The organism is Pseudacidovorax sp. 1753 (assembly GCF_040544975.1).
Taxonomy (GTDB): domain Bacteria; phylum Pseudomonadota; class Gammaproteobacteria; order Burkholderiales; family Burkholderiaceae_C; genus Xenophilus.
In genome coordinates this window covers 93,617-119,934 of the sequence record NZ_JBEPKY010000013.1, presented here as the reverse complement: position 1 = coordinate 119,934, position 26,318 = coordinate 93,617, and the positions used below count along the sequence as shown (strand labels likewise).

General features: G+C 69.8%; 26 protein-coding genes. 12 read left to right on the top strand and 14 right to left on the bottom strand.

Annotated features, from left to right (window positions below; all coding sequences use genetic code 11):
* Positions 1-16: 16 nt before the first annotated feature.
* From ABIC63_RS17535 to ABIC63_RS17490, 10 genes are all read right to left on the bottom strand, one after another.
* Positions 17-934, bottom strand: a complete 918-nt coding sequence (locus ABIC63_RS17535) for an ABC transporter permease (protein ID WP_354320727.1) — start codon at positions 932-934, stop codon at positions 17-19.
* Entirely contained in the window at positions 931-2,013 is a 1,083-nt protein-coding gene (locus tag ABIC63_RS17530) for an ABC transporter permease (protein ID WP_294366583.1), read from the bottom strand. The genes ABIC63_RS17535 and ABIC63_RS17530 overlap by 4 nt, the downstream gene beginning before the upstream one ends.
* A 28-nt stretch (positions 2,014-2,041) precedes the next feature.
* Positions 2,042-3,142: a BMP family ABC transporter substrate-binding protein gene (locus tag ABIC63_RS17525; protein ID WP_354320726.1), complete on the bottom strand. Its 1,101-nt coding sequence runs from the start codon at positions 3,140-3,142 to the stop codon at positions 2,042-2,044.
* Positions 3,143-3,192: 50 nt separating this feature from the next.
* Entirely contained in the window at positions 3,193-4,611 is a 1,419-nt protein-coding gene (locus ABIC63_RS17520) for an AtzE family amidohydrolase (RefSeq protein WP_354320725.1), read from the bottom strand.
* Positions 4,608-4,811 carry an AtzG-like protein gene (locus ABIC63_RS17515; RefSeq protein ID WP_354320724.1) on the bottom strand — a complete coding sequence of 68 codons (204 nt, stop codon included), beginning with the start codon at positions 4,809-4,811 and terminating at the stop codon, positions 4,608-4,610. Before ABIC63_RS17515 ends, ABIC63_RS17520 begins: the two co-directional genes overlap by 4 nt.
* Positions 4,812-4,832: 21 nt before the next feature.
* Entirely contained in the window at positions 4,833-5,654 is an 822-nt protein-coding gene (locus tag ABIC63_RS17510) for an ABC transporter ATP-binding protein (RefSeq protein ID WP_354320723.1), read from the bottom strand.
* Entirely contained in the window at positions 5,651-6,481 is an 831-nt protein-coding gene (locus tag ABIC63_RS17505; protein ID WP_354320722.1) for an ABC transporter permease, read from the bottom strand. The genes ABIC63_RS17510 and ABIC63_RS17505 overlap by 4 nt, the downstream gene beginning before the upstream one ends.
* Before the next feature lie 5 nt (positions 6,482-6,486).
* Complete coding sequence (locus tag ABIC63_RS17500) at positions 6,487-7,485, bottom strand: ABC transporter substrate-binding protein (RefSeq protein WP_354320721.1); 999 nt, start codon at positions 7,483-7,485, stop codon at positions 6,487-6,489.
* A gap of 84 nt (positions 7,486-7,569) precedes the next feature.
* Entirely contained in the window at positions 7,570-9,327 is a 1,758-nt protein-coding gene (gene atzF / locus ABIC63_RS17495; RefSeq protein WP_354320720.1) for an allophanate hydrolase, read from the bottom strand.
* 199 nt (positions 9,328-9,526) lie between these two features.
* On the bottom strand, positions 9,527-10,516 hold the full coding sequence (locus ABIC63_RS17490) for a Bug family tripartite tricarboxylate transporter substrate binding protein (RefSeq protein ID WP_294366556.1): 990 nt from the start codon (positions 10,514-10,516) through the stop codon (positions 9,527-9,529).
* A 144-nt stretch (positions 10,517-10,660) separates the two neighbouring features.
* On the opposite strand from ABIC63_RS17490, the gene ABIC63_RS17485 reads away from it, so the two are divergent.
* The 8 genes from ABIC63_RS17485 (at position 10,661) to ABIC63_RS17450 (ending at position 17,783) form a co-directional block, all read left to right on the top strand.
* Positions 10,661-11,218: a VOC family protein gene (locus ABIC63_RS17485; RefSeq protein WP_354320719.1), complete on the top strand. Its 558-nt coding sequence runs from the start codon at positions 10,661-10,663 to the stop codon at positions 11,216-11,218.
* Positions 11,211-12,710 (top strand): bifunctional 3-(3-hydroxy-phenyl)propionate/3-hydroxycinnamic acid hydroxylase MhpA, encoded by a 1,500-nt coding sequence (gene mhpA / locus ABIC63_RS17480; protein WP_354320718.1) that lies wholly within the window; start codon positions 11,211-11,213, stop codon positions 12,708-12,710. The genes ABIC63_RS17485 and mhpA overlap by 8 nt, the downstream gene beginning before the upstream one ends.
* Before the next feature lie 24 nt (positions 12,711-12,734).
* On the top strand, positions 12,735-13,490 hold the full coding sequence (locus ABIC63_RS17475) for an IclR family transcriptional regulator (RefSeq protein ID WP_354320717.1): 756 nt from the start codon (positions 12,735-12,737) through the stop codon (positions 13,488-13,490).
* 31 nt (positions 13,491-13,521) lie between these two features.
* Complete coding sequence (locus ABIC63_RS17470; RefSeq protein ID WP_354320716.1) at positions 13,522-14,370, top strand: fumarylacetoacetate hydrolase family protein; 849 nt, start codon at positions 13,522-13,524, stop codon at positions 14,368-14,370.
* Between the two features lie 13 nt (positions 14,371-14,383).
* On the top strand, positions 14,384-15,355 hold the full coding sequence (locus ABIC63_RS17465; RefSeq protein WP_354320715.1) for a tripartite tricarboxylate transporter substrate binding protein: 972 nt from the start codon (positions 14,384-14,386) through the stop codon (positions 15,353-15,355).
* Between the two features lie 11 nt (positions 15,356-15,366).
* Positions 15,367-15,768 carry a PaaI family thioesterase gene (locus ABIC63_RS17460; protein WP_354320714.1) on the top strand — a complete coding sequence of 134 codons (402 nt, stop codon included), beginning with the start codon at positions 15,367-15,369 and terminating at the stop codon, positions 15,766-15,768.
* 82 nt (positions 15,769-15,850) lie between these two features.
* Complete coding sequence (locus ABIC63_RS17455; protein ID WP_354320713.1) at positions 15,851-16,489, top strand: MBL fold metallo-hydrolase; 639 nt, start codon at positions 15,851-15,853, stop codon at positions 16,487-16,489.
* Positions 16,490-16,763: 274 nt separating this feature from the next.
* Entirely contained in the window at positions 16,764-17,783 is a 1,020-nt protein-coding gene (locus tag ABIC63_RS17450) for an alpha/beta hydrolase (RefSeq protein WP_354320712.1), read from the top strand.
* An 83-nt stretch (positions 17,784-17,866) separates the two neighbouring features.
* Here the strand turns inward: ABIC63_RS17450 and ABIC63_RS17445 are convergent, their stop codons facing one another.
* Entirely contained in the window at positions 17,867-18,772 is a 906-nt protein-coding gene (locus tag ABIC63_RS17445) for a tetratricopeptide repeat protein (protein WP_354320711.1), read from the bottom strand.
* Positions 18,773-18,859: 87 nt separating this feature from the next.
* Here ABIC63_RS17445 and purE point away from each other — a divergent pair, with 87 nt between their 5' ends.
* Genes purE through ABIC63_RS17430 form a run of 3 tightly spaced genes read left to right on the top strand, consistent with a single transcriptional unit; the run spans position 18,860 to position 21,631 of the window.
* Positions 18,860-19,414 (top strand): 5-(carboxyamino)imidazole ribonucleotide mutase, encoded by a 555-nt coding sequence (gene purE, locus ABIC63_RS17440; protein ID WP_354320710.1) that lies wholly within the window; start codon positions 18,860-18,862, stop codon positions 19,412-19,414.
* Positions 19,411-20,625, top strand: a complete 1,215-nt coding sequence (locus ABIC63_RS17435) for a 5-(carboxyamino)imidazole ribonucleotide synthase (RefSeq protein ID WP_354320709.1) — start codon at positions 19,411-19,413, stop codon at positions 20,623-20,625. The genes purE and ABIC63_RS17435 overlap by 4 nt, the downstream gene beginning before the upstream one ends.
* 7 nt (positions 20,626-20,632) lie before the next feature.
* Positions 20,633-21,631 (top strand): L-threonylcarbamoyladenylate synthase, encoded by a 999-nt coding sequence (locus ABIC63_RS17430; protein ID WP_354320708.1) that lies wholly within the window; start codon positions 20,633-20,635, stop codon positions 21,629-21,631.
* A gap of 110 nt (positions 21,632-21,741) precedes the next feature.
* Here the strand turns inward: ABIC63_RS17430 and ABIC63_RS17425 are convergent, their stop codons facing one another.
* The 3 genes from ABIC63_RS17425 to ABIC63_RS17415 all read right to left on the bottom strand — a co-directional run bounded on the left by ABIC63_RS17425 (position 21,742) and on the right by ABIC63_RS17415 (position 25,429).
* Positions 21,742-23,184: a hypothetical protein gene (locus ABIC63_RS17425; protein WP_354320707.1), complete on the bottom strand. Its 1,443-nt coding sequence runs from the start codon at positions 23,182-23,184 to the stop codon at positions 21,742-21,744.
* Positions 23,185-23,262: 78 nt separating this feature from the next.
* Complete coding sequence (gene dacB / locus ABIC63_RS17420) at positions 23,263-24,618, bottom strand: D-alanyl-D-alanine carboxypeptidase/D-alanyl-D-alanine endopeptidase (RefSeq protein ID WP_354320706.1); 1,356 nt, start codon at positions 24,616-24,618, stop codon at positions 23,263-23,265.
* 214 nt (positions 24,619-24,832) lie between these two features.
* A complete protein-coding gene (locus tag ABIC63_RS17415; RefSeq protein WP_354320705.1) occupies positions 24,833-25,429 on the bottom strand; it encodes an NUDIX hydrolase in 597 nt (198 codons plus the stop codon).
* 80 nt (positions 25,430-25,509) lie between these two features.
* Between ABIC63_RS17415 and ABIC63_RS17410 the strand changes: the two genes are divergently transcribed.
* A complete protein-coding gene (locus ABIC63_RS17410; RefSeq protein WP_354320703.1) occupies positions 25,510-26,316 on the top strand; it encodes a DeoR/GlpR family DNA-binding transcription regulator in 807 nt (268 codons plus the stop codon).
* Positions 26,317-26,318 lie beyond the last annotated feature (2 nt).

The window sequence follows — 26,318 nt, the reverse complement described above, 5'->3', positions numbered from 1 at the left end:
CTCCTTGTTCCGCTGTTCATTTGGAAGAGAGCTCGCCGGGACTGCCCGCCGCCACCTGCCCGGGCCGGCACGAGGCCACCAGGATGAGGAGCGTGAGCACATAGGGCACGGTGTTGAAGAGGTGGTAGCCCCAACCGATGCCGATGGACTGCAGCGCCGGCCCCACGGCCCCGGCACCGCCGAAGAGCAGGGCCGCGCCCACGCAGCGCAGCGGGCTCCAGCGCGCGAAGATCACCAGCGCCACGGCGATCAGGCCCTGGCCGCTGGAGATGCCCTCGTTCCAGCTGCCCGGGTAGAACAGCGTGAGCGAGGCGCCGCCCAGCCCCGCGATGGCACCGCCCGCGGTGGTGGCCGCGATGCGCAGCGCCGACACCGAATAGCCCAGCGCCCGCGCCGCATCGGCCGAATCGCCGGCCAGCCGCACCAGCAGGCCGGCGCGGGTCCGCGCGAAGCCCCACCACAGCAGGCCGGCCAGCAGCAGGCCCAGCGGCACCAGTGCATTGACCTGCAAGGCCGCACGTACCGCCGCATTGCTGCTCCAGTCGCCCAGCGGCAGCGCCGGGATCTGCGGCGCCTGCGGCTGGATCAGCGGCTTGCCCAGGTAGAAGGCCAGGCCCGTGCCCAGCAGCATCAGCGCGATGCCGGTGGCCACGTCGTTGACGCCGCGCAGCGAGCACAGCAGGCCGTGCAGCAGCGCCAGCAGCGCACCAGCCAGGGCGCCCACGAGCACGCCCACCCAGGCCGAGCCGGTGAGGTACGCGCCGCCGAAAGCCGCCATGGCCGACAGCACCAGCACGCCTTCGAGCCCCAGGTTGATGCGACCCGACTTCTCGGTCAGGCACTCGCCCAGGCTCACGAAGAGGAAAGGTGTGCCCACGCGTAGCGCTCCGCCCACGATGGCGGCGACGAAGGCGGTCAGCATGTCGGCGGTCATGGTTGCGCCTCCTTGAGGGCCGGTGCCGCCTTGTCGCTGCGCAGCCGGCGCAAGGGTGTGAGCCAGTCGCGCCCGCGCAGCGCCTCGCTGGCCAGGATGAGCACGAAGGCGATGCCCTGCAGCACCAGCACCGAGGCATCGGGCAGGCCCAGCCGGCGCTGCAGCAGGCTGCCCGCCGCGCCGAAGCCGCCGAATAGGATGGCCACCGGAATCACCGCCAGCGGGTTCTGCCGCGCGATGAAGGCCACCAGGATGCCCGCGTAGCCATAGCCCGCGATCAGCGAGGCATTGGCGCTGGTGTGCACAGCCGCCACCTCCACCGCGCCGGCCAGGCCCGCGCAGGCGCCGCCCAGCGCGCAGGCCAGCAGCACCAGCCGCGTGGCCGGCAGGCCCACCAGTTGCGCGGCGCGCGGATTGCCGCCGACCACCCGCACCGAGAAGCCGGTGGGCGTCCAGCGCAGCCACAGCGCCAGCACCACGCAGGCCGCCACGCCCAGGGCCAGGCCCCAGTGCACGTCGCTGCCCGCGATGCCGCCGATGCGCAGGCCCTCGGCCAGGGCATTGGTCGAGGGCTTGTTCAGGCTGGCCGGATCGCGCAGCGGCCCTTCGACCAGGTGCTTGAACAGGCCGATGGCCACATAGGCCAGCAGCAGGCTGCTGATCGTCTCGTTGATGCCGCGGTACTGGCGCAGCGCACCCGCCAGCATGATCCACAGCGCGCCGGCCACCATGCCGGCCAGGCACACGGCCACGGTGCCGAAGAGGTTCTCCGGCAGCGCCACGGCATAGGGCAGCGCCGCCGCGCCCAGACCGCCCAGCACCAGCGCGCCCTCGCCGCCGATGATGACCAGCCCGGCGCGCGCCGGCAGCGCCACGCACAGGGCGGTGAGCATCAGCGGCGCCGCGCGCTGCAGCGTGTTCTGCCACGAGAACCAGCTGCCGAAGGCGCCCTGGTAGAGCACCGCCCACACCTCGGGCGGCGAGCTGCCCGCCGCCACGGCCGCAAAGACGCCGAACAGCGCCACTGCGGCCGCGATGCTGAGCACCGGCAGCGCCAAGTCCTGGCCCATGGATCGCATGGCAGGTTTTCCTTGTGCAGCGCCGGACTCAGACCGAGCCGACCACGCCTTCGACCAGGTAGTTCATCTGCTCGAGCTTGAGATCGGTCTGCTTCTGCACCTGGCCGGCGGCGATGACTTCCTTGCCCTTGTTGTCCTTGAGCGGGCCCTTGAAGATGTCGAAGCTGCCCGCGACCATCTTGGCCTTGGTGTCGTCGGCCTGCTTCTTGGCGGCGTCGGTCACCATGGGGCCGTAGGCGGAAGTCTTGACGTAGCCTTCCTTCAGGCCGCCGCGCAGGAAGTTGGGATGCGGCTTGCCGGCCTGGGCGGCTTCGAGGATGGTCTTGTAGGCGGTGAGCCAGTTCCACTCCGCGCCCGTGAGGTAGGCATTGGGCGCCAGCTTGGCCTGGCTGGCGTGGTAGCCGCAGACCATCTTGCCGCGCTTGGCGGCGGTCTCCACCACCACCTTGGGGCCGTCCACATGCATGGTGAACACATCGCAGCCCTGGTCGGCCAGGCTATTGGTGGCCTCGGCCTCCTTCACGGCCATGGACCAGTCGCCGGTGAAGATCACATGGCAGGTGATGCCCGGCTTGACCGAACGCGCGCCCAGCGTGAAGGCGTTGATGTTGCGCAGCACCTGCGGAATGGGCTTGGCGGCCACGAAGGCGATCTTGCCGCTCTTGCTCATGTGGCCCGCGATCACGCCGTTGAGGAACTGGCACTCGTCGATGTAGCCAAAGAAGCTGCCCACGTTCTTGGGGTTCTTCTCGGTCCACAGGCCGCCGCAGTGCGAGAAGCGCACGTCGGGGTACTTGGGCGCCAGCGCCAGGATGTGCGGGTCGAAGTAGCCGAAGGAGGTGGGGAAGAGCAGCGAGGCGCCGTCCTGCTGGATCATGCCGGTCATGGTCTTCTGGACGGCGGCGGTCTCGGGCACGTTCTCTTCCTCGACCACCTTCACGCCGGGCAGCTTCTTGAGCTCGGCCGCGGCCTGGGCGTGGGCCTGGTTGTAGCCGTAGTCGTCGCGCGGGCCGACGTAGATCACGCCCACGGTCAGCGGTTTCTGGGCCCAGGCCAGGGGGCCCAGGCTGCCGGCGGCGCCGAGGGCGGCCAAGGTCTTGAGGGATTCGCGGCGATTGAAGGCGGTCATGCGAAAAGCTCCAGCGGAAGGTTGGGTGAGGGAAAGGGTGGACAACGAAATCAGGGCAGCAGGGCGACGGGCGCCTGCGTGACGCCCGCGGCCTCCAGGGCGGCGGCGGCGCGCAGGGCAAGGTCTTCGCGCCAGGGGGCGGCAATCAGCTGCACGCCCACCGGCAGCGTCGCATGGGCACCCCACACGGGCACGGCGCACACCGGCAGGCCGATGCAGGAGATGGGCTGCGTGAGCGCACCGAAGCTGGGCCGCAGCGGCTGGCGGCGGCCGTCGAGCTCCAGCCATTCGGTGCCGATGGGCGTGGCCGAACAGGGCGTGGCCGGCGCGAGCAGCAGGTCGAAGTCCTGCATCAGCGTGGCCACGGCCTCGGCATAGCGGCGTCGCACGCGCTGGGCCCGCGTGACCCAGGCGGCGGGCAGCAGCGCGCCGGCCAGGAAGCGGTCGCGCGACAGCGGCTCGAAGTCCTGCGCGCGGCGGCGCAGGTCGGGCAGGTGCAGGGCTGCGCCTTCGGCGTTGGTGAGGAGGAAGGCGGCGGCGCGGCCAGCCTCGACCAGCGGCAGTTCGACGGTGCGCGTGGCGCCCAGGGCCTCGGCCACGCGGGCGACCGCGGCCTGCGCCTCGGGCAAGGCATTGCGCGCGAACCAGCCGCCCAGCACGCCGATGCGCAGGCCGGCGATGCCCTGCGGCAGCGTGCCGATCACCGGCTCGACGGGGCGCTGGGCACAGCCCGGGTCGCCGGGGGCGCCCTCCTCCCGTCCCTGCATCGCGTCGTAGGCCAGGGCCAGGTCGCGCACCGAGCGGGCGAAGGGGCCCAGGTGATCCAGGCTGCTGACGAAGGGATAGCTGCCGGTGCGCGGCAGCCGGCCGAAGGTGGGCTTGAGGCCGTACACGCCGCACAGCGAGGCCGGCACGCGGATGGAGCCGTTGGTGTCCGAGCCCAGCGTGATCGGCACCTGCCCGGCCGCCACCGCGGCGCCGCTGCCGCCGGAGGAGCCACCGGCGATGCGCGACAGGTCGTGCGGATTGCGCGTGGGGCCCTCGTGCGAGTTCTCGGTGGTGAAGCCGTAGGCGTACTCGTCCATGTTGAGTGCGCCCACCAGCACGGCGCCCGCAGCTTCGAGGCGGCGCAGCAGCAGGGCGTCGACGCTGGCGGGCGGCGCCTCGCGCTCGATCTTCGAGCCGGCCAGCGTGGGCAGGCCCGCGACGTCGAACAGGTTCTTCACGGCCACCGGCACGCCGGCCAGCGGCAGCGCGGCCCGGGCCTCGGCCGGCAGCGCGTCGATCGCGCCGGCGCGCTGCAGGGCGCGCTCGCGCGTCACGGCGGTGAAGGCGTTGACGCGGCCCTCGGTGGCGGCGATCCGGTCCAGGGCGGACTGCACCACGGCAGTGGCGCTGGCCGTGCCCGCATGCACCGCGGCGGCGATGGTGGCGGCGTCCGCCTCGAACCAGGGCTTCGTAGCGCTCATGCCTGTGTCCCCGGCGCCACCGGATCGAAGCGCAGCGCCGATTCGTCGTGCGGCGCGAGGTCGACGGCCTCGGTCAGCGCCGCCATGTCGGCAGCGAGCGCGAAGTAGCGCAGCACGCCCGGCCGATGTTCGGGCGCGAGCGGCAGGTCCAGCGCCGCGGCGGCGGCGTCCACATAGGTCTCGATCTGTTGAGGCGTCATGGGCGGCTCGTTGGCGGTGGATCAGCGTCGGACTTCACGCTGGAAGATCTCGAGGCTCTGCTTCTTCGTGGCCACGAAGCTGGGCTGGCTCAGCGTCTCCACAGTGCGCGGGCGCGGATCGTCGTAACGCAAGATCTCGGCCACCCGCGTGGGCCGCTTGGTCAGCAGCAGCACCTCGTCGGCCAGGTACACCGCCTCTTCCAGGTCGTGCGAGACCAGCAGCATGGTGGTGCCCGTCTGCATGAACACCTCCTGCAGCTTCTCGCGGATGAACAGCGTCATCTCGAAGTCCAGCGCCGAGAAGGGCTCGTCCAGGAACAGCACCTCGGGCCCGGGCGCCAGGGCCCGCATGATCGAAGCCGTCTGTTGCTGGCCGCCGGAGAGCTCGTAGGGAAAGCGGTTCAGGTCGAACTTGACGTCGAAGCTGGCCACCAGCTCTTCCATGCGGCGGTCCACCTCGGCTTTGCTTCGGCCTTCCAGCTTGAGCGGATAGGCGATGTTGTCGATGGTGCGCATCCACGGGAACATCGCTTCGCGGTAGTTCTGGAACACGTAGCCGATCTTGGTGTCCTTGAGCGACTTGCCGTCGAACAGGATCTCGCCGCGGTCGATGGGGATCAGCCCCGCGATCATGTTGATCAGCGTGCTCTTGCCGCAGCCGTTGGGTCCGAAGACCGAGACGATCTTGTGCTTGGGAATGTCGAGGTCGAAGTCCTCGTACAGCGGCCAGCCGGCGAAGTACTTGGTCAGCCCGCGGATGGTGATGTGCGTGCCGGCGGGACCGGGGCGGAACTTGGGCATCGGCACATCGGCGACGACGGGGGCGTTGAGGACGGCGTTCATCTTCCGCTCCAATGGACGATACGGCGCTCGATGACCAGGAACAGCACGTTGAGCGCGTAGCCCAGCGCACCGGCCGCCAGGATGCTGGCGTACATGCTCTTCACGTTCAGCACCTGCTGCGAATTGATGATCCGGTTGCCCAGGCCGCTGTCGGCGCCGATGAACATCTCGGCCACGATGACGATCACCAGCGCCATCGACACGGCCGAGCGCAGGCCGACGAAGCTGGGCTGCAGGCTTTCCCACACCAGCACGTCCTTGAAGATCTGCCAGCGCGTGGCGCCCATCACCTTGGCCGCCATCACCCGCTGCTTGCGGGCGTTGATGACGCCGTAGGCGCTGTTGAACACGACGATCAGCATGGCACCGAAGGCGGCGATGGCGACCTTGTTGATGTCCGAGGTGCCGAAGATCATCAGGAACAGCGGGATCAGCGCCGAAGACGGCGTGGAACGGAAGAAGTCGATCAAAAACTCCACGCTGCGGTACGCCTTCTCGTTGCTGCCCAGCAGCACGCCCAGCGGCATGCCGACGGCCGCGGCGATCAGGAAGGCCTCCAGCGTGCGCCACACCGTGACCAGGAAGTCGTTGAGCAATGGCCCGCCCGCCAGACCCGTGATCAGCGTCTGGAAGGTGGCCAGCGGCGGCGGCAGCAGGATGGGCTTGATGAAGCCCAGCCGCACCACCAGGTCCCACAGCACGAACAGGGCAAGGGGCCCGATGGCCGGCAGCAGCTTGTTCCACACCGGCGGCCGGGGCAGCGCGGGCGCGACGTCGGTGGCGGGCGGTTTCCAGGCGCCCGCCGCGGCGGAGGATGGCGCGTTCATGGCACTCAGCCCCGGTACAGCAGCCCGTCCACCGCCACCTTCTTCTCGAAGATGCCCTTCTCGGTAAACAGGTCGAAGAACTTCTGGAAGTACGCGATATCGGCCGGCTTGAACTCGTCGTGCAGCATGTACGAGGCCAGCGGCACCTCGTTGGTGAGGGCGCCTTCGATGGCGGTGTAGCCCTTCATGTACTGCCGCGCCTCGGCCGGGTTGTTGCGCACCAGCTCGATGCCGCGCTTGTAGGCGGCGATGTACTTCCTGGCGACGTCGGGGTTCTTCTTGATGAATTCGGTGGTCAGGCTGGCCGAGCCGCCGTGCCACGGGGCCATCGGGTCGCCCAGGATGTAGTGGGCCACCACGCCGGCTTCGAGCACGCGCGTGGTGCCGTTGAGCCGGCCCACGGTGCCGGTGGGCTCCAGGGTGTAGACGGCGTCGATCTGGCCCGCCGCGAGCGCCGCCACATGCTGGCCGATGGGCAGCTCGGTCACGTTGATGGCGCCGGCGCCGGCACGCTCCAGCATGGTCTTGGCCAGCGTCACGTTCTGGATGCCGGGGCCCGAGGCCACGCGCTTGCCCTTGAGCTCGGCCACGCTCTTGACCGGACTGTCCTTGGGCACCAGGAACTCCTCCAGCACGTACTTGGCGTTGCTGGGGTTGGTGCAGAAGATCTTGAACAGGCCGGGCTGCGCGATCTCGCCGATGCCCAGATTGGCGCTGCCGGTGCCGTTGGCGCTGCCGTCTGAGCGGCCGGAGAGCATGGCCTCCATCACCTGCTGGGCGCCGGCGAACTTGAGCGGCTCCACGTCCAGGCCGGCTTCCTTGAAGTAGCCCTTCTCCACCGCCGCGAAGAAGGGCAGGCCTGCGGCCACCGGCCAGTAGCCGATGCGCAGCTTGGGCCCGCCCTGCGCACGCACGATGGCGGGCGCGGCCAGTGCGCCGAGGGCGGCACCGCCGGCCTGCAGCACATGGCGGCGGGAGGGACGGAAGGACGACGTGTGGCTCATGCGAAGACTCCTGCGGACGAACGAACGAAAGGAAGGGCGGAACGACGAAGGGAGGGAAGGCGGTGTGCGTGGGTCGCGGCTGGCTCAGGCGCCGCGCGAGGCGATGTAGGCACGCCAGCCGCCATGCGCACTGACGTCCTCGGCGCCCTGCAGCGCATGGGCCTCGCAGATGAAGCTGTGCACCCAGCGCCCATCGACCAGCTCGACGCTGCCCAGGCCCAGCGGCGGCGGGATCTGCGCCAGGAAGGCGCCGACCTCGGCGCGCGGCACGTTCCACACCTCGAGGGCGATGGGCACACCGTTGCCGGGCTCGCGCTGCAGGCCGGGCTTGGGCGGCGTGGTGCCCGGCAGGGCATACAGGCGGTAGTGCGGCGCGGTGGTGGTGGCCTCGACCAGCACGGCCCCGCGTGCGATGAGCTGGTGGTTGAGCGGCATGTCCGTGAGGTGGGCGCCGACCACGGCGATGGGCATGCCCTCGCCCTGGGCCAGCGGCGGCCAGACCGGCGGCTCGGGCGCGGGCAGCGGCCCGCCGGTGGCACCCATCGGCAGGCCGGTGGCGTGGTGGAAGCGCTGGCCCAGCTCGGCCAGGCGGAAGTCGCTGCCGCAGGGCCCGATGAAGGTCACGCCGAAGGGCAGGCCATCGGGCCGCAGGCTGGCCGGCACCGACAGGGCCGCGTAGTCCAGCAGGTTGACGAAGTTGGTGTAGTGGCCCAGCTCGCTGTTGCGCCGCACCGGCTCGGCGCGCATGGCGTCCAGCGTGCAGTGCGTGGGCGCGGTGGGCACCAGCAGCACGTCGATGCCGGCCCACAGGGCGGCGGCCTGCTGGCCGAGCGCATGCAGCTGCGTCTGCGCATCGACGAGGTCGGCCGCATCGAAGCTGCGTCCGCGCGCCAGGATGCCGCGCACGGGCTCGATCACCGCGTCCTCGTGTTCGTCGAAGAAGGGCCGCACGGCGGCATAGCGCTCGGCCACCAGCGCGCTGTCGTAGAGAAGGCCCGCGGCGCGGGCCAGCGGGCCATAGTCGACCGGCACCGGCTCGCCGCCCAGCTCACGCAGCTGCGCGATGGCGCGCTCGAAGGCGGCAGCGGCCAGCGCGTCGCCGTGGAATTCCAGCGGCCGCGGCACGCCGAAGCGAAAGCGCGCGGGCAGCGGCGTGCGCGCGAGCTCGAGTCGGCGCGAGTACGGATCGCCCGCGTCCGGCCCCATGGCGCAGGCCAGCACCCGCGCGGCCAGCGCCACGGTGGACGCGAAGATGGAGACGCAGTCCACGCTCTGCGCCGCCGGCACCACGCCCTTCGCGCTGATGAGGCCCTTGCTGGGCTTGAGGCCCACGATGTTGTTGAGCCCCGCCGGCACGCGGCCGGAGCCGGCGGTGTCGGTGCCCAGCGAGAAGTCCACCTGCCCCGTGGCCACCGCATAGGCCGAGCCCGAGCTGGAGCCGCCCGACACGTAGCGCGCATCGAAGCTGTTGGGCACCGCGCCGTAGGGCGAGCGGCTGCCGTTGAGCCCGCAGGCGAACTGGTCGAGGTTGGTCTTGCCCGCCACCGACGCACCGGCCGCGAGCAGGCGCTGCACCACGGTGGCGTGCGCGTCGGGCGCATAGGCGAAGGCCGGGCAGGCGGCGGTGGTGGGCAGGCCGGCGACGTCGATGTTGTCCTTGACCGCGAAGCGCAGGCCGGCGAGCGGGCCGGTGGCCGCACCGGCGATGGGCGTGGCCGGGCGGCTGATCCAGGCCGCTTCGGGCCGGCCATCCGGGGCAGGCTGCGGCGCGGGCACCTTGGCGGAACCCGCGGCCGCGAAGGGGCGGGTCAGGGCGTCGGGGGTAGAGGCTTCGTGCACCATGTTCAGGCATCCATTCTTGGATACATGATGTGATGCAAGCACCGTGCCATCTGACGCAGCCCCCTTCGGCGGCATCAGCTCCCTCAGTGCCGAGGCCGTCCCGGCTTCGTTGCGCTGCGCTGCGGCGCTGCATGCCGGAGGATGCGTGGCCGCGCGCCGATCCTCAGGCCCGGCCCGACGGGCCCGGCCCTGCCCGCCCTCAGTCCAGCTTCACGCCCGCGGCGCGCACCACCTTGCCCCACATGGCACGGTCGGCCTGGATGAAGGCGGTGAATTCGGCGGGCGTGTTGCAGCGCAGCTCACCGCCGTAGTCGCGCCACTTCTTGGCCAGCTCAGGCGACTGGCAGACCTTGGCCATGGCGGCGCTCAGCTTCTCCAGGATGGCGGGCGCCGTGCCGGCCGGCGCGAGCAGCCCCTGCCAGGCGATGGGCGCGTAGTCGGGCAGGCCCTGCTCGGCGAAGGTCGGCACGTTGGGAAAGCTCGGATGCCGCTCGCGTCCGGTGATGGCCAGCAGCTTGAGCTTGCCGGCCTGCACGTTGGTGGCCGCCGCAGGCAGGCCGTCGAACATCAGCTGGATCTGCCCTGCCAGCAGGTCGGCGTAGGGGCTGTTGCTGTTGTAGGGCACCAGGTTCGACTTCACGCCCGCCACGCTGTTGAACCACACGGCCGACAGGTGCGAATAGCTGCCGATGCCCTGCGTGGCCACGGTGACCGAATCGGGCTTGGCCTTGAGCTGGGCGACCAGCTCGCGCGCGTCCTTGGCCGGCACCGACGGCGTGGCGATCAGCCCCGTGTTGAGCACGCCCAGCAGGCTGATGGGCGCGAAGTCGCGCTCGGCATTGAAGGGCAGCTTGCCGTAGAGGTGCGGCACGACCGACAGCGAGCTGGTGGTGCCGATGTAGAGCGAGTAGCCGTCGTTGGCGGCCTTGGCCGCCACCTCGGTGCCAATGATGTTGGAGGCACCCGGACGGTTCTCCACATAGAAGGACTGGCCCAGGATCTTGGTCAGCTCCGCGGCCAGCTCGCGGGCGTTGGCGTCGGGGCCGCTGCCCGCGGGGAAGGGGGCAATGATGCGCACCGGCTTGGATGGGTAGTCGGGTTGGGCGCCCGCACCGGTGGGCGCCAGGGCCAGGGCAGCGACGAGCGGCAGGGCGGCCGCGCCGGCGGCGAGCCTCTTGAGGATGGTCATGAATGTCTCCGTTTGCGAACGCGTGCCGATTGCACGGGCCCGAATCATACGAACACATTGTTTATTGTCAAAATACGATAATGACAATAACATTCAATCCATCGAAGGACCGACAAGGTCTTTCGTTCTCGCCTGGAGACAAAGTTGACCCCTCCCCAACCGTTGCAATTGCAGTTCAGCCACATCGGCCTGTACGTCACCGACCTGGCCCGCATGGCCGGCTTCTACAAGCGCGCCCTGCGCTTCACCCAGACCGACGCGGGCAACCTGGGCCCGGTGCAGTTGGTCTTCCTGAGCCGCGACCCCAGCGAGCACCATCAGCTGGTGCTGGCCACCGGCCGGCCGGCGGACATGGCCTTCAACGTGGTCAACCAGCTGTCCTTCCGGGTGCCCGACGTGGCGACGCTGCGCGCCTTCCATGACCGGCTGCTGGCCGAGGGCGCGAGCGAGATGCTGCCGGTGACGCACGGCAATGCGGTCTCGGTCTACTGCCGCGACCCGGAGGGCAACCGGCTGGAGCTGTTCATGGACACGCCCTGGTACTGCGAACAGCCGCTGCGCGAGCCCATCGACCTCGCCCAGAGCGGCGAGGCCATCCTGGCGCAGGCCGAGGCCATCGCGAAGCGCTTTCCCAAATTCATGAGCCGGGCGCAATGGCAGGCCGACGTCGCCCGCCGCATGCAGGAAGACCAGCATGGCTGAGCCGGCGCCCGTGTACGACGTGGCCATCGTGGGGCTGGGCCCCACGGGCGCCACGCTGGCCAACCTGCTGGGGGCCGCCGGGCGCTCGGTGCTGGTGGTCGAGAAGGAACGCGACATCTTTCCCCTGCCGCGGGCCATCCATTACGACGGCGAGGTGCTGCGCATCTTCCAGGCGGCGGGCCTGCGCGAGCCGGTGCTGGCCATCTCGCGGCCCGGCACGCAGGGCATGCACTTCGTCAATGCGGCGGGCCAGACGCTGCTGATCCGCGGCGGCACCGCGGCGCTGGGGCCGCACGGCGGCGCCAACAACTACTACTTCCACCAGCCCGAGCTGGAGGCCGTGCTGCGCGATGGCCTGGCACGCTTTCCGAACGTGCACGTGCGGCTGGGCGCCGCCCTGAGCGCCATCGACGTGGACAGCGAAGGCGCCACGCTGCACGGCTGTCAGGGCGGCGACGGCGGCAGCTTCGAGGCCCGCGCCCGCTGGGTGGTCGGCTGCGACGGCGCCCGCTCGCCGGTGCGCCAGCACATGGGCAGCCCGATGGTGGACCTGGGCCTGCGCCAGCCCTGGCTGGTGTTCGACGTGGTGCTCACCGAGCCGGTGGACCTGCCGCCGCACACCGTGCAGCACTGCGACCCGCGCCGGCCCATGACCTACTGCAACGTGGTGGGCAACCGCCGCCGCTGGGAGATCATGGTGCTGCCCGGCGACGATCGCGAGGCCCTGGTGCAGCCCGAGAACCTGTGGAAGCTGGTCGCACCCTGGGTGCGGCCCGATCAGGCGCGGCTGGAGCGCGCCGCCATCTACACCTTCCATTCGGTGATCGCCGACGGCTGGCGCCAGGGCCGGCTGCTGCTAGCCGGCGATGCCTGCCACCAGACGCCGCCCTTTCTGGGCCAGGGCATGTGCGCGGGCATCCGCGATGCCGCCAACCTGGCCTGGAAGCTGGACGCGGTGCTCGCCGGTCGCGCGCCCGACGCCCTGCTGGACACCTACGAATCTGAGCGCAAACCGCATGTGCGCGGCCTCATCGAGCTGGCCGTGCGTCTGGGCGACATCATCCAGACCACCGACCCGGCCGCCGCGGCCGAGCGCGACGCGCGCTTCGCCAGCGGCGGGCCGGAGGTCTTCGAGCTGCCACCGCAGCTGCTCGGCGCCGGCGCCTTCGACGCCCTCCAGCAGGACCTGGCGGGCCGGCCCTTTCCCCAGCCGCGGCTGGCCGACGGCCGGCTGCTGGACGAGCTGCTGGGCCGCCGCAGCGCCGTGATCGGCCAGCGCGAACTGCTCGCCGCCGCGGCGCCCGGCACCGCCGAGCGCTGGGCCCGCAGCCAGGCCCTGGTCATCGACGAGCCCGACCCGCCGCTGGCGGACTGGCTGCGCAGCCACCAGGCGGGCGCCGTGATACTACGGCCCGACCGCTACATCGTCGGCGTGGCGCGCACGGGCTCCGAGCTGGACCGCATCTCCCAGTACCTCCCGGTGGCGCCATGACGACCCACACCCCGGGGCCCCACCTTGTCCGACCCTTCGTCCTCGTCCAGCCTGGAACGCATGCTGGGCGTGCTCGACCTCTTCGACGACCACCACGTCACCCGCACCGCCGAGGACATCGCCAAGGCGCTGGACGTCTCGCTGCCCACCAGCTACCGCTATGTGCGCCAGCTGCTGCAGGTGGGCCTGCTGCAGCGCGTGGAGGATTCGCACTACGCGCTGGGCCCGCGCATCATCCTGCTGGACCACTACATCCGCCGCGCCGACCCGGTGCTCAAGGTGGGCCTGCCCGTGTTGCGCGAGCTGGTCGATGCCACCGGCTTCGACTGCGTGGTGACCGAGGCCTTCGGCCAGCAGGTGCTGGACACGCACCGCGAGATGGGCGGCACCCCCGCCACGCTGGCCTACACGCGCGGCCGGCCGCGGCCGCTGTTCCAGGGGGCCGCGCCCAAGGTGCTGCTCGCCACGCTGGGCACGGCACCGCTCAGGAAGCTGTTCGACGCCCGGCGCGACGAGGCCATGCGCTGCGGCCTGCCCGGCGACTGGGCCGAGTTCCGGCGCCACTTCGCGGCCATCCGCAAGGCGGGCCACTATGTCTCCAAGGGCGAGCTGGAGCCCCAGCTGGCGGCCGTGGCCGCGCCCATTCTCAAGTCGGATGGCGGCGCCTGGGCCGCCATCTCCCTCGTGTTCGATACCTCGCGCCTGGCGATCGTCGACCTTGAAAAGATGGTCCGTCTGATCACCGAGGCCGCGACGCGGATCGGAGGTCGGCTGGCCTAGCACCCACCCCTCTCCTTCCCTAGGAATCCCCATGAGACTCATCAGCTACCAGTACAACGGCCAGGACGGCTATGGCGCCGTCGTCGGCGACCGCGTCGTCGACCTGCATGCGGTGTTCGGCGCGCAGGCGCCGGACCTCAAGGCCTTCATCGCTGCAGGCCTGGCATCGCAGGCCGCCGCCCATGTCGAGGCCGCCCGCGCCACGCTGCCGCTGTCGGAGGTGCAACTGCTGCCGGTGATCCCCAACCCCGGCAAGATCTTCTGCATCGGCCTGAACTACGGCGAGCACATCCGCGAGACCGGCAAGACCGAGACCGAGAAGCCGGTGATCTTCCTGCGCGTGGCCGACTCGCAGCTGGCCCATGGCGAGGACATCGTGCGGCCCCGAGCCTCCGAGCGCCTCGACTACGAAGGTGAGATCGCCATCGTCATCGGCAAAGGCGGGCGGCACATCAGCGAGGCGGACTCGTGGTCGCACATCGCTGGCTACAGCTGCTACAACGACGGCAGCGTGCGCGACTGGCAACTGCACACCTCGCAGTGGGCGCCTGGCAAGAACTTCTGGAAGACCGGCGCCTTCGGCCCCTGGCTGGTGACGTCCGACGAGATCGCGCCCGATCAGAAGATGACGCTGGTCACGCGCCTCAATGGCCAGGAGATGCAGCGCGCCACCACCGACATGATGGTGCACAGCATCCCGCGCCAGATCGCCTACATCTCCACTTTCATCCCGCTGGAGCCGGGCGACGTGATCGTCACCGGCACGCCCGGCGGCGTGGGCAACAAGCGCACGCCGCCCGTGTTCATGAAGCCGGGCGACGTGTGCGAGATCGAGGTCGACGCCATCGGCGTGCTGCGCAACGGCATCCGCGACGAGTGAGGGCGGCGCGCCCATGAACGACGTGCTGCATCGCGGCGCGCGGGCCGCCCTCGGCCTGCTGCTGGCCGCCCTTTCGCTCGGCGCCCCGGCGCAGGAGTTTCCCCAGCGGCCCCTGCAGATGGTGGTGCCCTTCGCGGCCGGGGGCGGGCTGGACCTCAACGCCCGCAACCTCGCCGAGGCACTGGCCGAGCCCCTGGGCCAGTCGGTGGTCGTGAGCAACCGCGAAGGCGCGGCCGGCACCATCGGCCTGAACGCGGTGGCAGCGGCCCGGCCCGATGGCTACACGCTGGCCTTCACGCCAGCGGTACCGCTGTCGAGCGAACCGCACCGGCTCCGGCTGAACTACGGGCTCGACAGCTTCCGGCCCGTGTGCCAAGTGTTCGACAACATCTTCGCCATCGCGGTGCCGGCGGCCTCGCCCTGGCGCACGGTGGCCGATCTGCTGGCCGCGGCGCGCCGTGAGCCGGGCGCCATCAGCTACGGCACTTCGGGCACGGGCTCCATCCCGCACCTGGGCACGGCGGACATCGAGGCGGTGGCGCACGTCAGCCTGACGCATGTGCCCTACAAGGGCGACGCGCCGATGCTGCAGGACTTGATGGCCGGGCGCCTGGGCTTCGGCGCGGTGCTGGTGAGTTCCATCACCGGGCAGCTGGGCAGCGGCGCGCTGCGCCTGCTGGCCGTCTATGCCGACCGGCGCCATCCCGCCTTCGCCGAGGTGCCGACGCTCCAGGAAGCGGGCGTGGACGTGGTGCAGGCCAGCTTCGGCGGCGTGCTGGTGCCGGCCCGCACGCCCGACGCGGTGGTGCAGCGGCTGGAGGGCGCGTGCCGGCAGGCCGTGGCCTCGCCGCGCTACCAGGACTGGGCCCGCCGCGCGAACCAGGTGGTGGACTTCCGCCCCGCCGCCGACTTCGAACGGCACCTGCGCGAGGACAGCCGCCTCAAGGCCGCGACACTGCGCCGGCTGGGGCTCGCCACCCCCTGATGGAGAAACACATGCTGCCCGGACGCCCCGAACCGCCCATCGCCACCCTGCTCGGTGGCCGCCTGCTCGCCCTGGACACCACGGCCGGCACGCTGGCCGCCGAGTACGAGGCCACGGCAGCCTTCCTCAACCCCGCGGGCACGGTGCAGGGCGGCATGCTCGCCGCCATGCTGGACGACCTGTGCGCCGCCGTCGTGGACGCCCGCGCGGGCGAAGGCGGCGGCGGCGTGGTCACGCTGACGCTGAACCTGAGCTTCCTCGCGCCCGCCCGCCCGGGGCCCCTGCAGGGCCGCTCGGTCATCGTGGGCGGCGGACGCAGCATCTGCTACGTGGAGGCGGTGCTTGCGCAGGCGGGCACCGAGGTGGCGCGGGCCACGGCCTGCTGCCGGGTCATCGGCTCGCGCGCGGGCTGAGACGCAGGCGGGCGGTGCGCCGCCGCCGTCGGGGCATGGCGGTCGCGACAATCGCCGGCTCCGACCCACGACCGCCTTCGCCATGCTGCGCTACCAGATCCTCCCCGTCACGCCCTTCCAGCAGAACTGCTCGCTCGTCTGGTGCGACGCGACGAACAAGGCCGCGCTGATCGACCCGGGCGGCGAGATCGACCGGCTGGTCACCGCCGCCGAGTCGCGCGGCCTGGCGCTGGAGCAGCTGTGGCTCACGCATGCGCACATCGACCACGCCGGTGGCACCGGCGAGCTGGCCGAGCGCCTGGGCCTGCCCATCGTGGGACCGCACCCGGGTGACCAGTTCTGGATCGACGGCCTGCCGCAGCAGAGCGCGATGTTCGGCTTTCCGCCCGCGCGCGCCTTCACGCCCACGCGCTGGCTGGCCGACGGCGACACGGTGACGCTGGGCGAGGAGACGCTGACGGTGCGCCACTGCCCGGGCCACACGCCGGGCCATGTGGTCTTCCATTCGGCCAGCGCGCAGCGGGCCTTCGTGGGCGACGTGCTCTTCGCCGGCAGCATCGGCCGCACCGACTTTCCGGGCGGCAGCCATCCGCAGTTGATCGACAGCATCGTACAGCGGCTGTGGCCCATGGGCGACGAGACGGTGTTCATTCCCGGCCACGGGCCGGAAAGCAGCTTCGGCCGCGAGCGCCAAAGCAATCCCTACGTGCAGGGCACCTGAGGCGCGGCCCGCGGCCTTTTCCGCGGAGCTTGTGCGGGTCAGGGCCTTGATCGCGAAGGAGGCGACGGGCGCGTCACACACCCGCAGACACGGGGCTGCGCGGCCTGTCCGTCACGCCCTGAGGGGGAGATGCCCACCGGCGTCGAGAGCCCCCGCCTACGTCGGACGGTCCTGGCCGCGCACGCGGCTTCCGGCCTGACGCGGTGAAGGTATGCAGCAGTCCCGCAGCCATCGCGCCGCGGCCCTGCCGCTTACACCACAAGGAACCCCGCCCATGAGCCATGGCGAGCCCAACCCCATCCTCAATGCCGCGTCCAACGCCATCGCCGCCCTGCGCGCCGATGACGACCAGCTCGAACTGGCCAAGGCACACGAGTCGCTCCACCCCAAGGCCATCGAGAAGCTGGAGGTGGCCGAAGCCCGCCGGCAGCCGACCGCCAAGGATGCCGTGATCGCCCTGCTGCAAAAGCGCGGCGAATCCACCGACCCCGAAGTGCTGGTGCCCGGCGTGACGATGAAGACCATCACGGTCGATGGCGCCGTCGGTGCGCTGCCGGCGAACGTCTATACGCCCCAGGGCGTCGGTCCCTTCCCGGTCATCCTGTACTTCCACGGCGGCGGCTGGGTCATCGCCGACAAGGACGTCTACGACGCGGGCGCCCGTGGCTTGGCCAAGGCGGCCAATGCCATCGTGGTGTCGGTGGACTACCGCCAGGCGCCCGAGCACCGCTTCCCCGCCGCCTGGGACGATGCCCTGGCGGCGTACCGCTGGCTGAGCCAGAACGCGGCCTCGCTGGGTGGCGACCCGGTGCGCATGGCCCTGGCCGGCGAGAGCGCGGGCGGCAACCTGGCCGTGGCCACGGCCATCGCCGTGCGCGATGCCGGCCTGCCGGCCCCGCGCCATGTGCTGTCGGTCTACCCCGTCGCGCAGACCAGCCTCAACACCGAGTCCTACATCGAGAACGCCATCGCCAAGCCGCTGAACCGCGCCATGGTGAAGTGGTTCGTGGACCACCTCGTCAACTCGGAAGAGGACCTGAAGGACACGCGCCTGTCGTTGATCGATGCCGACCTGGCCGGCCTGCCGCCGGTGACGATCATCAATGCGCGGCTGGATCCGCTGCGCGGCGACGGTGCCAAGCTGGAGGACGCCCTGCGCGATGCGGGCGTGCCGGTCGAGCGCCGCGACTACGAGGGCGTGGCCCACGAGTTCTTCGGCGCCGCCGCCGTGCTGCAGAAAGCCCGCGACGCGATGGCCTATGCGGGCGACCGGCTGCGCACCGCGCTGGGCTGATCCGCTCCTCCCCGCCACGGTGCGGCAAAGAAAAAGCGCCTCGGCATCGAAGCGCTTTTTTCGTGGGTCTGCGTGAGGTGCGATCAGCTCAGGACCACGCTCGACAGCCGGCGGCGATACGTCGCCACGACCGGATCGTCCGGCGGGATCTGGCCTTCGGCCACCTTGGGCTTGGGCGGCTCGATCACGTCGAGGATGGCGATGTAGGTCTTGCGGGCCAGCTCCTCGTTCCAGCCCTTGTCGCGCATGAGGATCTCGAGCAGTTCGTCCATGGCCTCGGTCCACTGCTGCTGCGCGATCAGCGCCTGGGCGCGGGCGTAACGGGCGTCGAAGTCGCGGCGGTTGGCGGCGATGCGCGCGTCCAGCGCGGCGATGTCGGCGCCCTCGGCGGCGTCGAGCGCGTCCATCCAGCGTTGCAGCGAGTCGAAGCGGCGCACCAGCGAGCGGCGGTCGATCACCGGTGCGAAGGCCACCTTGGCGTCGTCGGTGCGGCCCATCTGCAGCAGCAGCTTGACGTAGTCGAAGCGGGCATCGTCGTTGGACGGGTCGGTGGCCACGGCATGCTGCAGCTTTTCGAGCGCGCCGTCGGTGTCGCCTTCGGCCAGGGCCTCCTGCGCAGCCTCTTCCTCCTGCTGCGCGGCCAGCTCGTCGGCACCGGGCACGTGCTTGTCCAAGAATTCGCGGATCTTGTCGGCGGGCAGCGCGCCGACGAAGCCGTCCACCGGCTGGCCGCCCGAGAACATCACGCAGAAGGGAATGCTGCGCACGCCGAACATCTGCGACAGCTGGCTGGAGATCTGCGGCACCTTGTCGGCGTCGAGCTTGGCCAGGATGAAGCGGCCGCCGTATTCGACCTCCAGCTTCTCCAGCACGGGGCCCAGCTGCTTGCAGGGGCCGCACCATTCGGCCCAGATGTCCAGCAGCACCGGCGTGGCGAGCGAGGCTTCGACCAGTTCGGTCTGGAAGTTGTCGAGGGTGATGTCGATCATGGGTGAGGCTGCGTCGTTGGGGGATGGCCGGGCGCCCGGCCGATTCAGATTCCCGTTCCAGCTGGGGCCGAAACGTAAAATTGAAAGATGAGTGAAACCATCCAGGTCGGCGTGGTCATGGGCTCGAACTCCGACTGGGAGACGATGCGCCATGCGGCCGAGATTCTCCAGCAATTCGGCATCGCCCATGAAACACGCGTCGTCTCGGCGCACCGCATGCCGGACGCGCTGTTCGCCTATGCCGAAAGTGCCGCCCCGCGCGGGCTGACGGCCATCATCGCGGGGGCCGGCGGCGCGGCCCACCTGCCGGGCATGCTGGCCGCCAAGACCACGGTGCCCGTGCTGGGCGTGCCGGTGGCCAGCCGGCACCTGCAGGGCGTCGATTCGCTCTACAGCATCGTGCAGATGCCCAAGGGGATCCCGGTCGGCACCTTCGCCATCGGCACCGCGGGCGCGGCCAATGCGGCCCTGTTCGCGGTGGCCATGCTGGCGGTGAACGACCCGGCCCTGCGCCAGAAGCTGGACGACTTCCGCGCCGCCCAGACCCGCGTGGCCGAGGCCATGACGCTGCCGCCGCCCGCCGAGGGCGCACCGGCCGCGGCGGCGCCCGTGTTCTCGCCCCAGGGCGGAGGCGCGCTGTGAGCCCCAAGGTCACGGCCCCGGGCCGCAAGACCCTGCCGCTTCTGCCCGGCAGCACGCTGGGCGTGATGGGCGGCGGCCAGCTGGGCCGCATGTTCGTGCACGCGGCGCAGGCCACGGGCTACTTCACCGCGGTGCTCGACCCCGATCCGGACAGCCCCGCCGGCCGCATCAGCCACCACCACCTGCATGCGGACTACCTGGACAGCGACGCCCTCGGTCGCCTTTCGCGCCTGGCCGATGCCGTCACCACCGAGTTCGAGAACGTGCCGGCCCAGGCCCTGGCGACGCTGGCCGGCGACGTGCCGGTGGCGCCCGCGGCCGATGCCGTGGGCATTGCGCAAGACCGCATCCGCGAGAAGGCGCATTTCGTGCGCTGCAGCGCCGCCAGCGGCATCGGCTGTGCGCCCTATGCGGTGATCGAGAACGCCGACCACCTGGCGGCCGTCTCGGCCGACCTGCTGCCCGGCATCCTCAAGACCGCGCGCATGGGCTACGACGGCAAGGGCCAGCAGGGCGTGCAGACCCTGGCCGAACTCGGCGCGGCGTGGGACGCCACCGGCCGCGTGCCCTGCGTGCTCGAAAAGCGCCTGCCGCTGGCGCTGGAATGCTCGGTGATCGTGGCCCGCGGCCACGACGGGCAGGCGGTGCACTTTCCGCCCCAGCGCAACCTGCACCGCGGCGGCATCCTGGCCGTGACCGAGGTGCATGAGCAGGCCCTGCCGCCCGCCGTCGCCGCCCGCGCCGTCGAGGCCGCGCGCGCCATCGCCGATGGCATCGGCTATGTGGGCGTGCTGTGCGTCGAGTTCTTCATGCTGGAGGACGGCAGCCTGGTCGCCAACGAGATGGCGCCGCGCCCCCACAACAGCGGCCACTACACCATGGACGCCTGCGACGTTTCGCAGTTCGACCTGCAGGTGCGCACCCTGGCCGGCCTGCCGCTGGTGGCGCCGCGCCAGCACAGCCCGGCCATCATGCTCAACCTGCTGGGCGACCTGTGGTTCGCCGAAGGCAGCAACCAGCAGCGCGACCCGGCCTGGGCCCAGGTGCTGGCCCTGCCCGGCACCCACCTGCACCTCTACGGCAAGACCGAGGCGCGGCGCGGGCGCAAGATGGGGCACCTGAACATCACCGGCGCCGACATCGCCGGCGTGCGCGCCGCCGCTGCACAGGCCGCGGCGCTGCTCGGTCTGCCCGACAGCTCCGCCTGCTGAGCCCGCCATGATCCTCGACGGCCAGGACAGCCACGCCATCGAACGCGCCGCGCTCGCGCTGCGGGCAGGCGAGCTGGTGGCCTTTCCCACCGAGACGGTCTACGGCCTGGGCGCCGACGCCGCCAACGACGACGCCACGCGCGGCATCTTCCGCGCCAAGGGCCGGCCCTCAGACCATCCGCTGATCGTGCACCTGCCCGACAAGCTGCGGCAGGCCGAGTCGCTGTCGCGCTTCGCGCAGCCGCTGCCGGCCTTCGGGCGCGCGCTGGCCGATGCCTTCTGGCCCGGCCCGCTGACCCTGATCGCCACCCGCCAGCCCGGCGTGGGCGCGGCCGCCGCGGGCGGGCAGGACACCATCGGCCTGCGCTGCCCCGACCATCCGGTGGCGCAGGCGCTGCTGCATGCCTGCGCCCGCCACGGCGTGCCCGGCCTGGCCGGCCCCAGTGCCAATCGCTTCGGCCGCGTGAGCCCGACCACCGCCGCCCATGTGGCCGGCGAGTTCGGCGACGACCTGCTGATCGTGGACGGCGGCCCCTGCACCGTGGGCATCGAGTCGACCATCGTCGACTGCAGCCGCGGCGCGCCGGTGCTGCTGCGCCCGGGCGTCATCACCCGCGCGCAGATCGAGCGCGTGGCCGGCGAGCGCCTGCGCAGCCAGGCCGAACTGGCCCAGCCCGACCCGCGCGCCTCGGGCACGCTGGAATCGCACTACGCGCCGACGGCCAAGGTGCGGCTGATGGATGGCCGCATGCTGCAGTCCGCGCTGGACGTGCTGGGCGCCCAGGCCGCCCACATCGCCGTGTGGTCGCGCACCCCGCTCAAGAGCCGCTCGCAGCGCCTGATCCTGCGCCGCATGCCCGACGACGCGGCCGAAGCGGCGCGGCAGCTGTTCGCGCTGCTGCGGCAGTTCGACGACGAGGGCGCCAAGCTGATCTGGATCGAGACGCCGCCGGAGACGGCGGAGTGGGAAGGCGTGCGGGATCGGTTGATGCGGGCGGCTGTGTAAAAAGCAAACCTTATTAGTCGACCGCAAATCCGAATGAGCTGCAAGCCACTCGAAGTCGGGCAATAGATCTACATTTTCGAGTGCGCCGCAGACCTCTCCAATTATTTGGATCACGCATCGACGCGCCCATTAGAAAGGTAACCGATAGCTTTTCCATAATTGAAAAGCTTCGTCAACACATAATTGGCGATTTCCGCTCGCCCGGTTTTTCTACGCCACATTATCTCAAGACGAATTGTTCCTGCCTCAACTGCAGCCACAATATCTGTGCGGCGAGACATTCCAGATCCAAAATCTTTTTCGTAAGCGCAGCTATCGACTATTCCCATATCCACCAAACAAGCACCTATTGCTTTATTTAGTTCAATATCATTAGATGATGCAATATTGGTTAGTTTCTCAAAGGCCGTAACGGAATTTGGACCAACCTTGCCACCAACTTTCCGTGCTCCGATCGGCGCATTTTTAAACGAGGCAACAAAATTCGTATCAGCAAGCCGCTCCTTTGCATCCTTCTCGGGGGCAGCAAGCATCCCGGCACTTTTCATTATATTTCTGAGATTGTCACTGGCATAAGTGCGGACTACTGCTAGGGCTGCAAGTACGGGGACATGAAGGACTCTCGCATCTAAATAGGTACCTAGCATTCCCAGCTTTTCTGGAAATTCCTTCAAGTCTCTAACAATATTCGCGTTCGTTACGGAAAGCATACGGTCAATATCAGCTGAATACATAGTTCCCCGGGTTAAAGCGTCGATGTCAGCTTCTGGCTCGTTGCCCGCCAAAACGACGACCCAAACCCTGCAGAGCTCTCTCTTTGTAAGCGTCGCAAGCTGCCGCTGATTCGCAAGAAGGTCTCGGCGCACCTTCGCCAAAAACGTTCCTATCGTTGAAGACTCTGCGACGAGCTGATTTGCACGTTGATCGGAAATTCCCAAATCATGCAACGTCTCACCTTGATTTAGAAGCGCCAAAGTTTTATTTGCGATTGCAATATACTCTGAGGTACTAGGCCCACTGAATTTAAAAACCGGGTTGCCTAAGCCTGTTAATGCTTCCGCCCCAATTTCGGGGGCCAGTGCCGCTAGATTCTCTGCCAAATCATCCCGATTCGCAGGCCATGCCACGATTGTTAGTTCACCCGCTACCGTACGAACAAAAGAATTTATGGCGTGAATTGACTTTTCAAGCAGTTCCTTTGAAACGTCTGTGAGGGCCTCGCGCCCTTCAAAGACAACAATTCTTAGCTTCTTTTTTGTTGAGCCAAGACTCTGAAGGACCTCAGAGATATCCTCTTCCTTAGGAAAAGAAATGGTTTCAACGTCGTCGCGGAACAATCCTATTGTATGAATGAAAGTCGATTTTCCAGTACCGGAATCGCCTCTGACGATCAAAAAAACGCCGCGAGATGACGCCCGCATGTCCGCGTGCAAAGCGTCAATATGATCGAGGGCGCTCTCCACTGGAGAAATGATCTGAGAGAGCTGACCAACCGCTTTTCTAGCGAGCATGTCATAGCGGTCAGGCAGACTGATATCAATATTGGGCGTCATATTTTATAAATCAATCTTTTTATTTTTAAAGGAGATCCAACAAAGAATTATCAAATTTTCATATGCCTAAATGATTTCTTATTTGTATGGATTTTCACTCGCCCATTGCACCAACGCATCGAACGCCGGCCGCGCCGCGCCAGCCACCGGATCGTTGGCAATCGCGACGACAACCCATCTGCGCCCCCCGGCGCCGTCCACATAGCCGGCAATCGCCGCTACGTCACGCAGGCTCCCGGTCTTGAGGTGGGCCGACGTATTCGCAGGCCGATTGCGCAGGGTGCCGTCCACGCCCATCACGGGCAGTGAGGCGATCAGCTCCGGCATGACCGGCGAGCGCCAGGCCACCTGCAGCATGCGCGCCAGTCCGGCCGCGGTGAGCCGGTCCTCGCGCGACAGGCCGGCGCCGTTGACCATCACCGGCGCCGGCTCGTTGCCGCCCACGCGCGACGTCCACCATTGCCGCACGGCGGCGCGCGCGGCGTCGAAGCTGCCGCGCTGCCGCTGCGTGAGGCCCAGCGTCAGGAAGAGCTGCTGGGTCATCACGTTGTTGCTGTACTTGTTGATGTCGCGCACCACCTGCCCGAGGGGCGGCGAGGCGGCCTCGAACAGCAGGCGCGCACTCGCCGGCACGGCGCCCAGGCGCAGCTGGCCGTCAATCTGGCCGCCCATCTGCTGCCACAGGCCGCCGATGGCGCGCAGGCCGAAGCGCTGCGGATCGGGCCAGGCCACGGGCCAGCTGCGCGCGCCGCAGGCGGCCGGCAGGGCGCCGGCAAAGCGCGGTTGCGCCGGGTCCGCGAAGTCGGCCTGCAGCGCGGTGCGCCAGTCGCCGCATTCGCCGGCACCCAGCGGCACGCGCGCAGGAAAGCTGACGCCCGCCAGCGGCGGCTCGGCGCTCATCAGCGCGAAGCGGCCGCCGGCCTCGGGCGTGAAGTCCAGCGTCACGGTGCGGAAGTTGACAAGGAAGGCGTCGGGCGAGGCGTTGTAGGGCCGCAGCGGCTCGCCGTCGAAGGCGGCCGGGTCGCTCTCGACGCCGGCGTCGAAGGCGCTGCGGTCGACCACCACGTCGCCGGCGATGCGGCGGATGCCCAGGGCCTGCACGCGGCGCAGCAGCAGCCAGAGCCGCTCGACCACCAGCGTGGGGTCGCCCTGGCCGCGCAGGTACAGGTTGCCCTGCAGCGTGCCGTCGACCACGGCGCCATCGGCGTACACCGGCGTGCTCCAGGTGTAAGCAGGGCCCAGCAGGTCGAGCCCGGCATAGGTGGTGACCAGCTTCATCACCGAGGCCGGGTTGACCAGCTCCTGCGCCCGCCAGGCCAGGCGCGGGGGCTGGCGGCCCTCGGCGTCGGCCACGAAGAAGGTGACGGCATCGCGCGGTACCTTGGCGCGGGCCAGGGCGGCTTCGACGGAGGGCGGCAGCGCCGTGGACGGCATGGCAGCGCCGGCAGGGACCGCTGGCGAGGGCTGGGCCAGTGCCGGCGAGCCCGCGCCCGCGACGGTGGCGGCCAGCGCAGCAGCGCGCAGGAAAGTGAGAAGCGGGAGGCGGGGAAGGCAGGAAGAGAAGCAGCGCACAGGCATGCGCCGGGATTATCCGGAGCGCTGGGTGCGTCAGCAGGCCGCGGCACGCCGGTGGGCGGCCGCGCCCCGCTCAGCCCCCGCGCGGGCCGAACAGGTGCAATTGCGCGTGGTACAGAAGGAGGATGGTCTTCGCATCGGCGATGCGGCCGTCCGCCGCCATGGCCAGCGCCTCGTCGAAAGGCAGCTCCAGCACCTCAATGTCCTCGCCCTCCTCGGCCAGGCCGCCGCCGTCGCCGATGCGCATGGCGGCGTCGTAGGGTGCGACGAAGAAATGCAGCTTCTCGGTGACCGAGCCGGGGCTCATGAAGGCCTCGAACAACTTGCGCACCTCGCCCAGGCGGTAGCCCAGTTCTTCCTCGGCCTCGGCGCGGATGCGGGCCTCGGGCGCGGCATCGTCCAGCAGGCCCGCCGCGGCCTCGATGAGCAGGCCGTCGTGGCCGTTGACGAAGGCCGGATAACGGAACTGCCGCACCAGCAGCACGGTGCGCCGCGCCAGGTCGTAGGCCAGCAGGACGGCGCCATTGCCGCGGTCGTAGGTCTCGCGCTGCTGGGTCTGCCAACGCCCGTCCCGGCGCTGCCAGTCGAAACGCGTGGTCTTGAGCGTGTACCAGTTGTCGGAGAGCAGGGTGACGTCGCGCACCCGGACGCGTTCGCTGGTGGAGGTCATGGCGGCGGATGCTAGGCGCACACTCGTGCAATATCAAGAAATTTCGTGCATCTTCATGCATCCCTGGCTACCATCGACCCATGCTCACCCGCCAGCGCCACCAGCTCATCCTTGACGCCCTCCGCCGCGATGGCCAGGTGGTGGCCAAGGCTTTCGGCGAATCGCTGGGCCTGTCGGAAGACACGATCCGCCGCGACCTGCGGGAGCTGGCGGCGCAGGGCAAGCTGCAGCGGGTGCACGGCGGCGCGCTGCCGATGGCGGCGGCCGAGGCCGACTTCGCCGGCCGCGAGCGCCTGGCCCCGCAGGAGAAGGTGGCCATCGGCCGCGCCGCAGCAGCCATGGTGCGGCCCGGGCAGGTGGTGTTCGTCGATGGCGGCACCACCGCCGTGCAATTGGCGCGCCACTTGCCGGCCACGCTGCAGGCCACGGTGGTCACGCACAGCCCGTCGGTGGCGGTGGCGCTGGTGGCGCATCCCGGCGTGGAGGTGGTGCTGATCGGCGGACGGCTGTTCAAGCATTCGGTCGTGGCGGTGGGCGCCGCGGCCACCGAGGCCATCGCCCGCATCCATGCCGACACCTGCTTCCTGGGCGTGACCGGGGTGCATGCGCAGGCGGGCCTGACCACCGCCGACATGGAGGAAGCCGCCATCAAGCGGGCGCTGATGGCGGCCTCGGCCGAGACGGTGGTCATGGCCTCTTCCGAAAAGCTCGGTGCAGCCTCGCCCTATGTGATCGCGCCGCTGGCCGAGGCCGGCACGGTGCTGGTGGCGCCACAGGCACCCGAAGCGGCGGTGGCCGCCCTGCGCGCGGCTGGCGCGGCGGTCACCGTGGCCGGTCGGCCCCCGCAAGCCCCCGGTGCCGACGACCGCGGCGAGGCCCCTCGATAATC

Coding starts and splice junctions, on each gene's coding strand:
- ABIC63_RS17535 (WP_354320727.1), bottom strand. CDS start 934: ATGACCGCCGACATGCTGACCGCCTTCGTCGCCGCCATCGTGGGCGGA.
- ABIC63_RS17530 (WP_294366583.1), bottom strand. CDS start 2,013: ATGCGATCCATGGGCCAGGACTTGGCGCTGCCGGTGCTCAGCATCGCG.
- ABIC63_RS17525 (WP_354320726.1), bottom strand. CDS start 3,142: ATGACCGCCTTCAATCGCCGCGAATCCCTCAAGACCTTGGCCGCCCTC.
- ABIC63_RS17520 (WP_354320725.1), bottom strand. CDS start 4,611: ATGAGCGCTACGAAGCCCTGGTTCGAGGCGGACGCCGCCACCATCGCC.
- ABIC63_RS17515 (WP_354320724.1), bottom strand. CDS start 4,811: ATGACGCCTCAACAGATCGAGACCTATGTGGACGCCGCCGCCGCGGCG.
- ABIC63_RS17510 (WP_354320723.1), bottom strand. CDS start 5,654: ATGAACGCCGTCCTCAACGCCCCCGTCGTCGCCGATGTGCCGATGCCC.
- ABIC63_RS17505 (WP_354320722.1), bottom strand. CDS start 6,481: ATGAACGCGCCATCCTCCGCCGCGGCGGGCGCCTGGAAACCGCCCGCC.
- ABIC63_RS17500 (WP_354320721.1), bottom strand. CDS start 7,485: ATGAGCCACACGTCGTCCTTCCGTCCCTCCCGCCGCCATGTGCTGCAG.
- atzF (WP_354320720.1), bottom strand. CDS start 9,327: ATGGTGCACGAAGCCTCTACCCCCGACGCCCTGACCCGCCCCTTCGCG.
- ABIC63_RS17490 (WP_294366556.1), bottom strand. CDS start 10,516: ATGACCATCCTCAAGAGGCTCGCCGCCGGCGCGGCCGCCCTGCCGCTC.
- mhpA (WP_354320718.1), top strand. CDS start 11,211: ATGGCTGAGCCGGCGCCCGTGTACGACGTGGCCATCGTGGGGCTGGGC.
- ABIC63_RS17470 (WP_354320716.1), top strand. CDS start 13,522: ATGAGACTCATCAGCTACCAGTACAACGGCCAGGACGGCTATGGCGCC.
- ABIC63_RS17465 (WP_354320715.1), top strand. CDS start 14,384: ATGAACGACGTGCTGCATCGCGGCGCGCGGGCCGCCCTCGGCCTGCTG.
- ABIC63_RS17460 (WP_354320714.1), top strand. CDS start 15,367: ATGCTGCCCGGACGCCCCGAACCGCCCATCGCCACCCTGCTCGGTGGC.
- ABIC63_RS17455 (WP_354320713.1), top strand. CDS start 15,851: ATGCTGCGCTACCAGATCCTCCCCGTCACGCCCTTCCAGCAGAACTGC.
- ABIC63_RS17450 (WP_354320712.1), top strand. CDS start 16,764: ATGAGCCATGGCGAGCCCAACCCCATCCTCAATGCCGCGTCCAACGCC.
- ABIC63_RS17445 (WP_354320711.1), bottom strand. CDS start 18,772: ATGATCGACATCACCCTCGACAACTTCCAGACCGAACTGGTCGAAGCC.
- purE (WP_354320710.1), top strand. CDS start 18,860: ATGAGTGAAACCATCCAGGTCGGCGTGGTCATGGGCTCGAACTCCGAC.
- ABIC63_RS17430 (WP_354320708.1), top strand. CDS start 20,633: ATGATCCTCGACGGCCAGGACAGCCACGCCATCGAACGCGCCGCGCTC.
- ABIC63_RS17425 (WP_354320707.1), bottom strand. CDS start 23,184: ATGACGCCCAATATTGATATCAGTCTGCCTGACCGCTATGACATGCTC.
- dacB (WP_354320706.1), bottom strand. CDS start 24,618: ATGCCGTCCACGGCGCTGCCGCCCTCCGTCGAAGCCGCCCTGGCCCGC.
- ABIC63_RS17415 (WP_354320705.1), bottom strand. CDS start 25,429: ATGACCTCCACCAGCGAACGCGTCCGGGTGCGCGACGTCACCCTGCTC.
- ABIC63_RS17410 (WP_354320703.1), top strand. CDS start 25,510: ATGCTCACCCGCCAGCGCCACCAGCTCATCCTTGACGCCCTCCGCCGC.